Below are 14102 nucleotides of genomic sequence, written 5' to 3'. Positions count from 1 at the left end.
GGTACCGGTTCCACGCGCCGCGACCGGATACGCTCGCTGCTCGATGGAACGTCTCCTCCCCGGCCGGGCGCTCGCCGCGCTGTCCGTCGCGCCCGCGCTGGCCGTGGCGGGCTGGCTGCTCGCCGGGCTTCCGCTGCTGCTGCTCGGCCGCTTCGCGCCGCTGCCCGCGCTGCTGCTCGGCCTGCCCGCCGCCGCCCTGGTGACCTGGGCCGGAACGCGGGCGCGCGCCGTGGTGGGGGAGACCGCCTGGTGGCAGGTCGCGGCGGTGACGGTGATCGCCGTGGCGTCGGGCGTGTTCAACGCCCTCCTGCACAGCGAGCAGTTGGCCGTCCGGCGCGACCCGGCGACCTACGCCCAGTACACCGCCTGGATCGCCCGCCACGGCGCGCTGCCGATCGACGTGCGCCCCGAGGCGTTCGGCGGGGCCGATCCCGCGCTGGTCTTCGAGAGCGTCGGGTTCTACCGGGTGGACGGGGGCGTGGCGCCGCAGTTCATGCCGGGGGCGCCGATGCTGTTCGCGCCCGGCGACTGGCTGGGCGTGCCGTTCGTGGTGCCCGCCGTGCTGGGGGCGCTCGCCGTGCTCGCCGTGGCCGGGGTGACCGCGCGGCTGGCGGGGGCGCGGTGGGCGCCGGTCGCGGCGGCGGCGTTCGCGGTCAGCCTGCCGGTCCTCTACACCTCGCGGACCACGTTCAGTGAGATCCCGTCGCTGATCCTGCTGTTCGGCGGGCTGGCGTTGGCCTACGACGCGCTGGAGCGGGCCGGCTGGTGGCGGGGCTTCTTGGCGGGCCTGGTGTTCGGGCTGGCCGTGCTGGTGCGGATCGACGGGCTACGGGACGTGCTGCCGGTGCTGGCCTTCGCCGGGCTGCTGGTCGCGATGCGTCGTGTCGGCCGGCCTCGGGGGGCGCTCGGGCCGCCGCTGCTGGCCGGGCTGGCGGCAGGGGCGGGGCTCGGGCTGCTGGCGGCGTACGTGCTGGCGCGGTCCTATCTGAACTATCTGTCGGGCTCGGTGCGGCCGCTGCTGCTGATCTGCGCCGCCGTGCTCGTGCTCACCGCGGCCGGCACGGCCGCCGCGCCGCTCCTGGCCCGCCTGCGGGCGCCGCGCTGGGCGCCGGCGGCGGGGGCGGGGCTGGTCGTGCTGCTCATGGCCGCGCTGTACGCCCGCCCGTGGTTCCAGACCGTCACCCGCGACCCGGTGACCGACGACGACCGGCGCACGTTCGACATGATCGAGGCCATCCAGCGGGCCAACGGCCTGCCGGTGGACGGCCGCCGCCTCTACTTCGAGCAGTCGCTGCACTGGGTCGCCTGGTACGTCGGCCTCCCCGCGCTCGTGCTGGCCACGCTCGCGGCGGCGCTGCTCACCCGGCGGCTGCTGCGCGACGGCACGCCGTTCGCCTGGCTGCTGCCGCTCGCGGTGATCGGCTGGACGACGGTCACCACGCTGGTCCGGCCCGAGATCACGCCCGACCATCCGTGGGCCGCCCGCCGCCTGGTCCCGGTCGTGATCCCGGGGCTGGTGGTGCTGGCCGCGTACGGGCTGGACCGGCTGCGGGCGTGGACCGGCGGCCGGCGCTGGGTGAGCGCGCTCGCGGTCGTGGCCGTGCTGGTCCCGCCCGCCGTGACCTCGATCGGCACCGCGTTCACGCCGGTCGAGCGGGGGGAGGCGGCGGCCGTGGCGGCCATGTGCGCGCGGCTGCCCGAGCGGGCCTCGGTGCTGATCGTCGAGCGGGTCACCGGCGAACGGTTCACCCAGGTCGTACGGGGGATGTGCGACCTGCCGACCGCCCGCGTGCGGCGGCCGGACGGCATGGACGTGGCACGCGACGACGAGACGCGGCGGCTCGCGGAGCGGGTGCGGGCGGCCGGCCGGGTGCCGGTCGTGCTGGCCGCCGAGGCCGACCAGGTCGCGAGGTACGGCACTCCCGTGCAGGTCTTCGCGCTCACCGCCCGCCAGGACGAACGCTCGCTCGTGAGCCCTCCGGACGGCACGTGGTCGCTGCGGATGAACGTGTGGATGGCCGTCCCCGAAGCAGCCGATGTGCACGCTTCCCCTGGACGGGCACAGTAACCTCGATCCCTGTGAGCACGCTAGAGACCCCCAAGAGTGGACCTGCCGTGGAAGAAGCGCCGTACGTCACCATCGTCCTGCCCTGCTACAACGAGCAGGACCACGTCATCGACGAGGTCGAGCGCATCACCAGGGCCATGGACTCCAGCGGCTACACCTACGAGCTGGTCGCCATCGACGACTGCTCCACCGACGACACGCTGGCCCGCCTGCACGAGGCCGCGCCCGCCTACCCCCACCTGCGGGTGCGCGCCTTCCACCGCAACGGCGGCTCCGGCACCGTGCGCCGCATCGGCAGCCAGGACGCCAGGGGCGAGATCGTCGTCTGGACCGACGCCGACATGACCTACCCCAACGACCGCATCCCCGACCTGGTGCAGATCCTCGACAAGGACCCCACGATCGACCAGGTGGTGGGCGCGCGCACCAGCGAGGAGGGCTCGCACAAGCTGCTGCGGGTGCCGGCCAAGTTCGTGATCCGCAAGGTCGCCGAGATGCTGGCCGGGCAGAAGATCCCCGACCTCAACTCGGGGCTGCGCGCCTTCCGCAAGTCGGTGGCCAAGCCCTATCTGCGGCTGCTGCCCCCCGGGTTCTCCTGCGTCACGACGATCACGCTGTCGTTCCTGTCCAACCAGCACGACATCTACTACCTGCCCATCGAGTACGCCAAGCGGGCCGGCAAGTCGAAGTTCAGCTTCGTCTCCGACGCCTACCGCTACATCCTGCAGGTGCTGCGGATGATCATGTACTTCAACCCGCTCAAGGTGCTCATGCCGCCCGCGCTCTGGCTGGTGGGCATCGGGTTCGTCAAGGGCGTCTGGGACATGATCCAGCACCCCTTCTACTTCCCGGCCAACACCGTCATGATCTTCCTGTCCGGGATGCTCATCGGGTCCGTGGCGCTGCTGGCCGACCTGATCGTGCGCTCGCGGGGAGAGTAGGCGCGTGCGGATCGCGATCGTCGGGCCGACTTACCCGTACAAAGGGGGCGGGGCGCAGCACACGACCGAGCTGGCGCACCGGCTGGCCGCGCTGGGGCACGACGTGGTGATCGAGTCCTGGCGGGCGCAATACCCGTCGTTCCTCTATCCGGGGCAGCAGACCATCTCCGCGCCCGAGGGCACCCCCTATCCGGCGACCGCGCGCCGGCTCGACTGGCGCCGTCCCGACGGGTGGCTGGCCGCCGGGCGGCGGATGCGCGCCGCCGACCTGGTGGTGCTGGCCGTGCTGAGCCCGGTGCAGGTCCCGGCCTACCTGGGCATCCTTGCCGGCCTCGGCCGCCGCGCCCCCGCACTCGCCCTCTGCCACAACGTGCTGCCGCACGAGCGCAAGCCGTACGACAGGCCGCTCATGAAGGCCCTGCTCAAGCGGGTGGACGCGGTGCTCGCCCACTCCGAGGAGCAGGCCGGGCTGGCCCGCGGGCTGGCCGCCACGCCGGTACGGGTGGCCGGGCTGCCGCCGCACCTGCCCGTGACCGGGGCGTCGGGATCGGCCGAGGTGCGCAGGCGGCTGCTGTTCTTCGGCATGGTGCGCCCGTACAAGGGGCTGGACCTGCTGCTGCGGGCGCTGCCCGAGGGCGTCTCGCTGACCGTCGCCGGGGAGTTCTGGGGCGGGCTGGACGAGACCGAGGCGCTGATCCGCGAGCTCGGCCTCGGCGACCGCGTGGAGCTGCGGCCCGGCTACGTGCCCGCGGACGACGTGCCGAAGCTGTTCGCCGCCGCCGACGCGCTCGTGCTGCCCTACCGCAGCGCCACCGCCAGCCAGAACGTGTGGCTGGCGCACGAGCACGGCGTCCCGGTGATCGCCACGCGGGTGGGCGCGCTCGCCGACCACGTCACCGACGGCGTGGACGGGCTGCTCGTCGAGCCGGGCGACGCCGGCGCGCTGCGCGCGGCCATCGAGCGCTTCTACGCCTCCGGCGAGCCCGAGAGGTTGCGGTCGGGGGTCAAGGCGGTCGATCCCGAGCCGTTCTGGTCGGCGTACACGGCGGCGCTGCTGGACACCGGCCGGGCCTGACGGCCCAGCAGGAACGACACCCCGGCCAGCGCGGCGTCGGCCAGCGTGAACGCCAGCCGCGACACGATGGCCACCGCCAGCGCCGGCGCGGTGCCGATGACCGGCCCGAGCACCAGCACCAGCGCGCCCTCCCTGATGCCCACGCCGGCCGGCACCACGACGGTGAGGATGCCGGTCGCCCAGGCGAAGGCGTAGGCCCCGGTGCCCGCCAGGTAGAGGTCGGTCCGGCCGGTGAGCAGCCAGATGTGCACGCCGTAGACGAACCAGCCGAGCACCGTCCAGGCCACCGCGACGACCACGGTGCGGCCGGGCAGCACGCTCTCCAGCGGCTCGCGCCGCGCCAGGCGCAGCGCCAGGTTGAGCCCCCAGCCCAGCACCTTCGGATGCAGGCACACGATGATCACGGGGACCAGCAGCACGAGGTACCACGCCTCGCGCACCGCCTCCAGCGAGCCCAGCGTGGCCGCGGCGATCGAGATCGCCACCCCGATGTTGATCACCAGTCCGAGCGAGATGGTGGCGAACGTCCGGCGCGGCGGGCTCCCGTGGTCGCGGCCGAGGTCCATCATCGCCGCGTACGCCCACACCGCGCCCGGGATGTACTTGCCGAGCTGGCCCACGAACATGATCCGCCCGGCGATCCGCAGCGGCACCCGCGTGCCGAGCCCCGCCATGATCTCCCGCCAGGCGACCAGCATGAAGAACTGGCCGAGCATCACCGCGAGGAACGACCCGAGCACCGCCCACGGCGACAGCGCGGCCAGCGCCGTGGTGGTGTCGTCCCAGTTGCGGGCCAGGCCGTAGCCGAGGAACCCGATGGCGACCAGGGCGAGGACGATGCGCAGCAGCCGGCGGAGCATTCGCTCAGGCTACGCGCGTCACGCCCGTGAGTGCCAGAGACCCGCGTCCGACCTCAAGCCCGTCCGAAGGTGGGTACTGTGGGGCCCCGTGGGGAAGCAACGCGTCGCGCAGCTCGCATACTCGGAGTTCCAGTCCGCCATGCTCGACGAGGGCAAGCGGCGGCGGAAGGCGGCGAAGATCATCGCCGTGCTGGAGCACTTCCGCGGGCCGCTCGGCGGGCTGACCGTGGCCGACATCGGCTGCTCGGCCGGGTTCATCGCCGACGAGCTGGCCCAGGCCGGCGCCAAGCACACGATGGGCGTCGACATCGACGTGCCGGGGCTGCGCAAGGCGGCCGACCGGTTCGGCGGGCGGGTGGCGTTCGTGTGCGGCGACGGCACCGCGCTGCCGTTCCCCGACGGCTCGGTGGACGTGCTGGTGTTCAACCACATCTACGAGCACGTGGTCGACCCCGACGCGGTGGTGGCCGAGATGCACCGGGTGCTGTCCGACGACGGGGTGCTCTACCTGGGGCTGGGCAACCGGCTCGGGGTCATGGAGCCGCACTACAAGCTGCCGTTCCTGTCCTACCTGCCGCCCGCGCTGGCCGACCGCTACGTGCGCGCCTCCGGCCGGGCCGACCACTACTACGAGCGTTTCCGCACCCGGCGCGGGCTGCGCAGGATGCTGCGGGCCTTCCACGTCTGGGACTACACCTTCCCGGTGCTGGCCACGCCCACGAGGTTCGCCGGGGGAGAGCTGTTCCCCGGCGTGCTCGGCAAGGTCGTGCGCACGGTGCTCGCCAGGACGCCGCGCGCGGTGCTGCGGCTGCTGCTGCCAGTGGTGCCGACCTACCTGTGGGTGGCGACCAAGCGGCCGGCGCGGCCCGTGGGGGCGGCGCTGCCGCAGCCGCCCGAGCGGGTCCGGCCGCTGTGAAAGCCGAGGAGAGCCCGGCCACCGGCGAGGTCGTCGTGCGGAGGCGCCGGCCGCGGGGGGCGCGGGGGCTGATCCGGGTCGCGTTCCTGCTGGTCGCGCTCGGGTTCGGCGGCTGGGCGGTGGCGCGGGAGTGGGACGGCGTGGTGGCCGGGTTCGCCCGGCTGTCGGCGCCCGCGCTGGCCGGGTCGCTGGTGGCCGTGGTGGCCGCGCTGCTCGGGGCCATGCTCACCTGGCGCACGCTGCTGGCCGACCTGGGCTCGCCGCTGCCGCTCAGTCCGGCGGCCAAGGTGTTCTTCGTGGGGCAGCTCGGCAAGTACATCCCGGGCGCGCTCTGGCCGGTGCTCGCGCAGATGGAGATGGGCCGCGACCTCGGCGTGCCCAGGGCGCGCAGCGCGGCGGCGTTCTTCCTGATGATGCCGATCCAGCTCGCCACCGGCCTGCTGGTGACGCTCGGCACGCTGGGCTGGGACCGTTATGGCTGGCTGCTGCTGGCCCTGCCGGCGCTGCTGGTGCTGCTGGAGCCCAAGGTCATCAACGCGGTGATCGCGTTCGGGCTGCGCAAGCTGAAGCGGGAGCCCCTGGAGCGGCCGCTCACCCGCCGGGGCATGCTCGCCGCGCTCGGCTGGGCGCTGGCCGGGTGGATCGCCTACGGCGTGCACCTCTACTTCGTCGTGCCGCAGGGCGGGCTGGTGTTCGCGGTGGGGGCGTTCGCGCTGTCGTGGTGCCTCGGCATCCTGACCTTCGTCGTGCCGGCGGGCGCGGGGGTGCGGGAGGTCGCCATGGTGGCCGTGCTGGCGCCGCACGTTTCGGGCGGCGCCGCCATCGCGGTGGCCCTTTCGTCCCGAATTGTCATCATTCTGGGTGACTTGATCTGCGCCGGTCTCGCGGGAATCACGGCAAGGCGCTCCTCGGTGTGATTTGGACCACGATTTAGGGGACGTTGGTCATAAGCTGAACTACAGAGGGGGACGTTCAGTCCCACGTTGATCTTGAGGGGAGAAGATCTGCGTATGCCTCGTGTGCTCGTCGATGCGGCGGCGGTTCCCGCCGACCGCGGCGCGCTTACCCGCTACGTGGACGGGCTCGTCGCTGCCCTGCACCGGGCCGGCGCCGATGTCGCTGTCGCATGCCAGCGTGCCGACGCCGAACGCTACCGGCGGCTCGCGCCCAGCGCGAACGTCATCCCGGGGCCCGTCTCGCTCACCAACCGGGCGGCCAGGCTCGCCTGGGAGCAGAGCAGCCTGCCGCTGCTCGCCCGCCACGCCGGCGCGGACGTGATCCACGCTCCCTACTACTCGATCCCGCTCGGCTCCGGCATCCCGACCGTCGTGACGGTGCACGACGCGACCTGGTTCGCCGAGGCCGACCAGCACGGCCCCCGCGCGTCGTTCTTCCGCTCGGCCACCCGCACCGCCGTGCGCCGGGCCAAGCGGGTGATCGTGCCGTCCAAGGCCACCAGGGACGAGCTCGTCCGGGTGCTGTCCGCCGACCCCACCAGCATCGACGTCGCCTACCACGGCGTCGACCTCGCGCTGTTCCATCCGCCGAGCGAGGACGAGATCCGCCGGGCCGCGCTGCGCCTCGGGCTGCACGGGCAGCCGTACGTCGCCTTCCTCGGCAACCTCGACCCGCGCAAGAACGTGCCCAACCTCATCCGCGGGTTCGCCTCGGCGGTCAAGGCGCTGGACAAGCCGCCCGCGCTCGTGATCGGCGGCGGCGTGCACGAGAACGACGTGGACGCCGCCTGCCGGGAGGTCGAGGCCACCGTCCGCGTCATCAGGCCCGGCTACTTGCACGGCCCCGACCTGCCGGGCTTCCTCGGCGGCGCGCTCGTGGTGGCCTTCCCCTCGCGCGGCGAGGGGTTCGGGCTGCCGGTGCTGGAGGCCATGGCCTGCGGCGCGCCCGTGCTCACCACGCACCGCACCTCGCTGCCGGAGGTGGGCGGCGACGCGGTCGCCTACACCGAGCCCGACTCCGACAGCATCGCAAACGCGCTCGGCGGGCTCCTCGCCTCGGCCGAGCGGAGAAAGCAGCTCCAGGAGGCGGGCCTCGCCCGCGCCCGCGAGTTCACCTGGGACGCCTCGGCCGAGGCGCACCTCAGCGCCTATCAACGCGCGATCGAATAGTTCGGTAACCTCACGGAATGATGGAGAGCTCTTTGCCAGACCTCGAGGCGATCCTCCTGGTTGGGGGGCAGGGCACGCGCCTGCGCCCGCTGACACTGGGCACGCCCAAGCCGCTGCTGCCGACTGCCGGGGTGCCGTTCCTGGCCCACCAGTTGGCCCGTGCGCGATCGTTCGGCGTCCGCCGGATCGTCTTCGCGACCTCCTACAAGGCGTCCATGTTCGAGCCGGCCTTCGGCGACGGCGCGGCGTTCGGGCTCTCCCTCAGCTACATGACGGAAGAGACTCCCCTCGGCACCGGCGGAGCCATCCGCAACGCGGCCGAGGCGCTCACCGCGGGGCCGTCCGACCCGGTGCTCGTGCTCAACGGCGACATCCTCTCCGGCCACGACATCGGCGAACAGGTGCGCCTGCACCGCGCGCGGCAGGCCGCTGTAACGCTCCATCTGACGGAGGTCGACGATCCGTCCCGCTTCGGCTGCGTCCCGACGGACGACGACGGGCGGGTCACGGCCTTCCTGGAGAAGACTCCCGAGCCGGTCACCAACCGCATCAACGCCGGCTGCTACGTCTTCACCCGCTCGGTCATCGACTCGATCCCCAAGGACGAGGTGGTGTCGGTCGAGCGGCAGACGTTCCCCGGCCTGATCGAGGCGGGCGAGCTGGTGCTCGGCTACGCCACCCGCACCTACTGGCTCGACGTCGGCACTCCGGCCGCGTTCGTGCAGGGCTCGCGCGACCTGGTGCTGGGCCGCCTGGACTCCCCGGCCGTGCCGGGGCCGGCGGGCGAGTTCCTCGCGCTGCCCGGGGCCGTCGTCGCGCCGACGGCCAAGGTCGAGGGCGGCACCACGGTCGGCGCGCGGGCGGTCGTCGAGGCCGGGGCCATCGTGACCGGCTCGGTGCTGAGCGACGACTGCGTGATCGAGACGGGCGCGGAGGTCACCGACTCGGTGCTGGGCAAGGGCGCGCGGGTCTGCGCGGGCACGGTGGTGCGCGGCGCGGTGATCGGCGACGGCGCCGTGGTCGGGCCGGGCAACGAGCTCCAGGACGGCGTACGCGTCTGGCCGGGCATCGAGCTGCCCGAACGCGCGCTCCGCTACTCCAGCGACGTCTGAGAGGCCGGGGCCGGGAGACGGCGTGACTTCCTCGACTCCCAGGCCCAGCCTCCCAGCAGGACCAGGACGGTGGTGATCACGACCAACGGGATCACCCAGATCCGGTCGCCGTACCTGATGCCCAGCTTCGCCAGCAGGACGGCCATGCCGTCGAAGGCGTAGAACACGGCGCCGGCGCCGGCCACGAACCCGGCGACGGCCCCGATGACGGCGACGGTCTCACCGGCGAGCGGCCGGAGGAACCGGGCCGCGCGGGCGCACAGCAGGCCGGCCAGGCCGTGCTCGACGACGAGGAGGACCGCCAGGGCGAGGCCCCATAAGGCGTGGTGGGACACGATGTGGCCGATGTAGTCCCAGGGGCCGCGGAACCCCCGGACGTCGAGGACGTCGAGCGCCTTCGCGAGGCCGAGGACGCCGAGCGCCAGGATGACCGCCGTCATCGCCGCGACGCCCTTGCGCTGCCATGCCCGCTCGGGGGCCCGCTCGGGGGCCCGCTCCGGCGGCGGGAGCATCCTCGTGCGGCCCATGCCCGGCCGCCGCTCGCCGAGCACGGCCAGCGCCTGCTCGACGGTCGGCCGGTTGCCCGGGTCCTTGTCGAGCAGCCGGGTGATGAGCGGCGCCAGCCGGCCCGCCCGTCGCGGCGGCGGCGGCTCCTCCAGCAGGACCGCGGTCAGCGCCGCCGGCTGGGTGTCGCGGCGGAACGGGGAGACGCCCTCGACGGCCTGGTAGAGGGTCGCGCCGAGGGAGAACAGATCGCCCGCGGGAAGCCCGTCGGTGCCGCGCAGCCGCTCGGGGGCCATGTACTCGGGCGAGCCGACGAGCATCCCGGTGGCCGTCAGGGTGGTGTCGGTGGTGTGGAGCGCGATCCCGAAGTCGGTGAGCAGGACCCTGCCGTCCGTGGAGAGCATGACGTTGGCGGGCTTGACGTCGCGGTGCACGATGCCGGCCCGGTGCGCCGCGCCGAGCGCCGCCAGCAGCGCGCCGGCGACGTGGGCGGCCCGCTCCACCGGCAGCGGTCCGTGCTCGTCGAGGTGCTCGGCCAGCGAGGAGCCGTCGATCAGCTCCATCACGATCCAGGGCAGGCCGTCGGGGACGACGTCGTAGATGGCCAGGATGTTCTCGTGGGTCCGTAACCGGACGGCGTTGCGGGCCTCGCGGGCGGCGCGTTCCAGCCGCTTGTCCTGCTCCGCCTGGGACATCCCGGGCAGCAGGTGCAGCTCCTTGACCGCCACCTCGACGTCCAGGACCTCGTCGTACGCCCGCCAGACCCGCCCGAACCCGCCGGACCCGAGCAGGGCGACCAGCCGGTAACGTCCGCCGACCCTGTAGCCAGGCTGCGCCGATGTCATCGCCATCCCGCCCATCTCGCCCCGCACGACCGTTGGCCAGACTAGATCACGGGGGCCGGCGCCGTGGCCCGTACCGCGATCCCGGGGGCCGCTCCACTCCGGCCGGCGCGGCACACTGAAGGGGTGAGGGAGCGCAGGTGGGCGCCGGACGGGCCGCTCGACGTCGGGCTGGCGTTGCAGCCGCACCGGCGCGGCGGCGGCGACCCCGCCTGGCGGCGGACCGCCGACGGGGCCCTGTGGCGCACCTCCAGGGCGCCCTCCGGCCCCTGCACGCTCCGGGTGAGCGTCGCGGGCGGCGAGGTGCTCGGGCAGGCGTGGGGGCCCGGCGCGGAGTGGGCGCTGGAGACCCTGCCGGCGCTGCTCGGGGCCGAGGACGACCGGTCCGGGTTCAGCGTCAGGCACGAGGTGCTGGCCGACGTCGTACGCCGCCACCCCGGCCTGCGCATCGGCCGCACCGGCCGCGTCATGGAGGCCCTGGTGCCGGCCGTGCTGGAGCAGAAGGTGGTGGGCCGGGAAGCCTGGCGGGCCTGGCGCTGGCTGCTCCACCACTACGGCGAGCCCGCCCCCGGCCCGGCCCCCGATGGCATGCGGGTGATCCCCGAGCCGGCCGTGTGGCGGCAGATCCCCTCCTGGCACTGGCACCGGGCGGGCGCGGAGGCGGTGCGGGCCCGTACGATCGCGACCGCCGCGTGGCACGCCGCCAAGCTGGAGGCGGCCCGCACCACGCAGGAACTCGACCGGCTGCTGCGCGCGCTGCCCGGCGTCGGGGTGTGGACCTCCGCCGAGGTGCGCCAGCGCGCGTTCGGCGATCCCGACGCGGTGAGCGTGGGTGACTTCCACCTGGCCAAGCTGGTCGGCTACGCGCTGACGGGGGAGAAGACCGACGATCCCGGCATGTTGCGGCTGCTGGAGCCGTACGAGGGGCATCGGCACCGGGCGACGGTGCTGGTGTGGCTGTCGGGGCTGCGGCCGCCGGCCCGGGGGCCGCGCATGCCGGCGCGCGACTTTCGGGCGTTTTGACCGACCCTGGGTGCGGGTGGTGAACTCAGCGCGCCGTACTGTGCCTGTATGAGTCCCGTGAACGATTCCGCGCTCCGCCGCGCTCTCGCCCGCGCCCGCGACGGCAAGACCCTCGACGTCACCGAGGCGACCGTGCTGCTGCACGCGCGGGACGAGCACCTCGACGCCCTCCTTGAGCACGCCTCCCGCGTCCGCGACGCCGGCCTCGAGGCCGCAGGACGGCCCGGCGTCGTCACCTACAGCAGGAAGGTGTTCATCCCGCTGACCAGGTTGTGCCGGGACCGGTGCGGCTACTGCACGTTCGCCACCGCGCCGCACAAGCTTGACTCGCCCTTCCTGAGCCCGGACGAGGTGCTGGAGATCGCCAGGCAGGGCGCGGCGATGGGGTGCAAGGAGGCGTTGTTCACGCTGGGGGACCGGCCGGAGGACCGCTGGCACCAGGCCCGCGAGTGGCTGGACGCGCACGGCTACGACGACACGCTGTCGTACGTGCGGGCCATGGCGATCAGGGTGCTGGAGGAGACCGGGCTGCTGCCGCACCTCAACCCCGGGGTGATGAGCTGGCGGGACCTGCAGCGGCTCAAGCCCGTCGCGCCGTCCATGGGGATGATGCTGGAGACGACGTCGCGGCGGTTGTTCGAGGAGAAGGGACAGCCCCACTACGGCTCGCCGGACAAGGACCCGGCGGTGCGGCTGCGGGTGCTGGAGGACGCCGGGCGCAGCAACGTGCCGTTCACCACCGGCATCCTCATCGGGATCGGGGAGACCGTACAGGACCGGGCCGAGTCGATCTTCGCGATCCGGCGGGTGGCCCGCGAGTACGGCGGCGTCCAGGAGGTCATCGTCCAGAACTTCCGCGCCAAGCCGGACACCGCGATGCGCGGCATGCCCGACGCCGACCTCCAGGAGCTGGCCGCCACCATCGCCGTCACGCGCCTGGTGCTCGGCCCGAAGGCCCGCGTCCAGGCCCCGCCGAACCTGGTGGACGCCGAGTACGCGCTCATGCTCCGCGCCGGCATCGACGACTGGGGCGGCGTCTCCCCGCTCACCCCCGACCACGTCAACCCGGAGCGGCCCTGGCCGCAGATCGAGGAGCTGGCGGCCCGCACCGCCGCCGCCGGGTTCGCGCTGCGCGAGCGCCTGACCATCTACCCCGAGTACGTGCTGGCCGGCGAGCCCTGGCTGGACCCGCGCCTGTCCGCCCACGTGGCCGCGCTCGCCGACCCGGCGACCGGCCTGGCCCGCGAGGACGCCGTGCTCGAAGGCCGTCCGTGGCAGGAGCCGGACGGCGGCTTCGTCCCGGCCGGACGGGTGGACCTGCACGTCGAGGTGGACACCGACGGGCGCACGCACGACCGGCGCGCCGACTTCGACCACGTCTACGGCGACTGGGAGGCGCTGAAGGACCGCCTCGGCACGGCGACGCCCACGACGCCGGGCGACGTGCGGCAGGCGCTGCGCAGGGCGGCGGCCGACCCGGCCGGGCTCACCGACGACGAGGCCGTGGCGCTGCTCGGCGCGGACGGGGAGGCGCTGGAGGAGCTGGCCGCCATCGCCGACGACCTTCGGCGGCAGGCGGTGGGCGACGACGTCACCTACGTGGTCAACAGGAACATCAACTTCACCAACGTCTGCTACACCGGCTGCCGGTTCTGCGCGTTCGCGCAGCGGCGTACGGACGCGGACGCGTACACGCTGAGCCTGGACCAGGTGGCCGACCGGGCGCAGGAGGCGTGGGAGGCCGGCGCGACCGAGGTGTGCATGCAGGGCGGCATCCACCCCGACCTGCCGGGGACCGCGTACTTCGACATCGCGAAGGCGGTCAAGGCCCGCACGCCCGACATGCACGTGCACGCCTTCTCCCCGATGGAGGTCATCAACGGGGCGTCCAGGACGAACCTGTCCGTACGGGAGTGGCTGGAGGCCGCCAAGGAGGCCGGGGTGGACTCGCTGCCGGGCACGGCGGCCGAGATCCTGGACGACGACGTGCGCTGGGTGCTCACCAAGGGCAAGCTGCCGGCCAAGGAGTGGATCGACGTCATCACCACGGCGCACAAGGTGGGCATCCCGACCACGTCCACGATGATGTACGGCCACGTGGACAACCACCTGCACTGGGTCAGGCACATCAAGCTGATCCGGCGGCTGCAGGAGGAGACCGGCGGGTTCTCGGAGTTCGTGCTGCTGCCGTTCGTGCACACGAGCGCGCCGATCTACCTGGCCGGCATCGCCCGCCCCGGCCCCACGGCGCGCGAGAACCGGGCCGTGCACGCCCTGGCCAGGATCCTGTTGCACGGCGCGATCGGCAACATCCAGTGCTCGTGGGTGAAGCTCCAGGACGATCTGTGCCGGCAGGTGCTCCAGGGCGGCGTCAACGACCTCGGCGGCACGCTCATGGAGGAGACCATCAGCCGCATGGCGGGCTCGGAGAACGGCTCGTACAAGACGATCAGCGAGCTGCGCGCCATGGTGGAGGTCACCGGGCGGCCGGTGCGCCAGCGCACCACCGAGTACGGCGTCCCGTCGGCGGAGCGGCTGGCCGCCTCGGCGGCGAGCGACGGCGTGTGCCAGAGCGTGCGGCGGGTGCTGCCCCTCGCGTAGTTGTAACTTGTTCTAACAACGGGTTGCGCCCCGA

11 protein-coding genes are annotated in these 14102 nt (G+C 73.4%); 9 read left to right on the top strand and 2 right to left on the bottom strand.

From position 1 onward, the window contains the following. Window positions 1-43: 43 nt before the first annotated feature. The 3 genes from ABD292_RS22495 to ABD292_RS22485 are packed head-to-tail and all read left to right on the top strand — an operon-like array spanning window position 44 to window position 4084. A complete protein-coding gene (locus tag ABD292_RS22495; RefSeq protein ID WP_344210274.1) occupies window positions 44-2068 on the top strand; it encodes a hypothetical protein in 2025 nt (674 codons plus the stop codon). Window positions 2069-2079: 11 nt separating this feature from the next. After that, entirely contained in the window at window positions 2080-3009 is a 930-nt protein-coding gene (locus ABD292_RS22490) for a glycosyltransferase family 2 protein (protein ID WP_344210272.1), read from the top strand. 4 nt (window positions 3010-3013) lie between these two features. Beyond that, window positions 3014-4084, top strand: a complete 1071-nt coding sequence (locus ABD292_RS22485) for a glycosyltransferase family 4 protein (protein WP_344210270.1) — start codon at window positions 3014-3016, stop codon at window positions 4082-4084. Here the strand turns inward: ABD292_RS22485 and ABD292_RS22480 are convergent. Next, entirely contained in the window at window positions 3976-4944 is a 969-nt protein-coding gene (locus ABD292_RS22480) for a lysylphosphatidylglycerol synthase domain-containing protein (protein WP_344210268.1), read from the bottom strand. The genes ABD292_RS22485 and ABD292_RS22480 overlap by 109 nt on opposite strands. An 88-nt stretch (window positions 4945-5032) precedes the next feature. On the opposite strand from ABD292_RS22480, the gene ABD292_RS22475 reads away from it, so the two are divergent. The 4 genes from ABD292_RS22475 (at window position 5033) to manB (ending at window position 9098) form a co-directional block, all read left to right on the top strand. Then, a complete protein-coding gene (locus tag ABD292_RS22475) occupies window positions 5033-5860 on the top strand; it encodes a class I SAM-dependent methyltransferase (RefSeq protein ID WP_344210266.1) in 828 nt (275 codons plus the stop codon). Further along, window positions 5857-6777 (top strand): lysylphosphatidylglycerol synthase domain-containing protein, encoded by a 921-nt coding sequence (locus ABD292_RS22470; protein WP_344210264.1) that lies wholly within the window; start codon window positions 5857-5859, stop codon window positions 6775-6777. The genes ABD292_RS22475 and ABD292_RS22470 overlap by 4 nt, the downstream gene beginning before the upstream one ends. 93 nt (window positions 6778-6870) lie before the next feature. After that, the gene (locus ABD292_RS22465; RefSeq protein WP_344210262.1) at window positions 6871-7986 is read left to right on the top strand and encodes a glycosyltransferase family 4 protein; all 1116 of its coding nucleotides are present in this window, start codon (window positions 6871-6873) and stop codon (window positions 7984-7986) included. A 32-nt stretch (window positions 7987-8018) separates the two neighbouring features. Next, window positions 8019-9098, top strand: coding sequence for a mannose-1-phosphate guanylyltransferase (gene manB / locus ABD292_RS22460; RefSeq protein WP_425565142.1), 1080 nt, complete (start codon window positions 8019-8021; stop codon window positions 9096-9098). Here manB and ABD292_RS22455 read toward each other — a convergent pair. Beyond that, window positions 9080-10453, bottom strand: a complete 1374-nt coding sequence (locus ABD292_RS22455) for a serine/threonine-protein kinase (protein WP_344210258.1) — start codon at window positions 10451-10453, stop codon at window positions 9080-9082. The genes manB and ABD292_RS22455 overlap by 19 nt on opposite strands. A gap of 117 nt (window positions 10454-10570) precedes the next feature. Between ABD292_RS22455 and ABD292_RS22450 the strand changes: the two genes are divergently transcribed. Together ABD292_RS22450 and ABD292_RS22445 are read left to right on the top strand one after the other, a co-directional pair. Next, a complete protein-coding gene (locus ABD292_RS22450) occupies window positions 10571-11467 on the top strand; it encodes a DNA-3-methyladenine glycosylase family protein (RefSeq protein ID WP_344210256.1) in 897 nt (298 codons plus the stop codon). 48 nt (window positions 11468-11515) lie between these two features. Beyond that, complete coding sequence (locus tag ABD292_RS22445; RefSeq protein WP_344210254.1) at window positions 11516-14068, top strand: bifunctional FO biosynthesis protein CofGH; 2553 nt, start codon at window positions 11516-11518, stop codon at window positions 14066-14068. Window positions 14069-14102 lie beyond the last annotated feature (34 nt).

It is taken from the genome of Nonomuraea bangladeshensis, from assembly GCF_039529455.1.
GTDB lineage: Bacteria > Actinomycetota > Actinomycetes > Streptosporangiales > Streptosporangiaceae > Nonomuraea > Nonomuraea bangladeshensis.
This window is presented reverse-complemented; position numbering and strand designations above follow the sequence as displayed.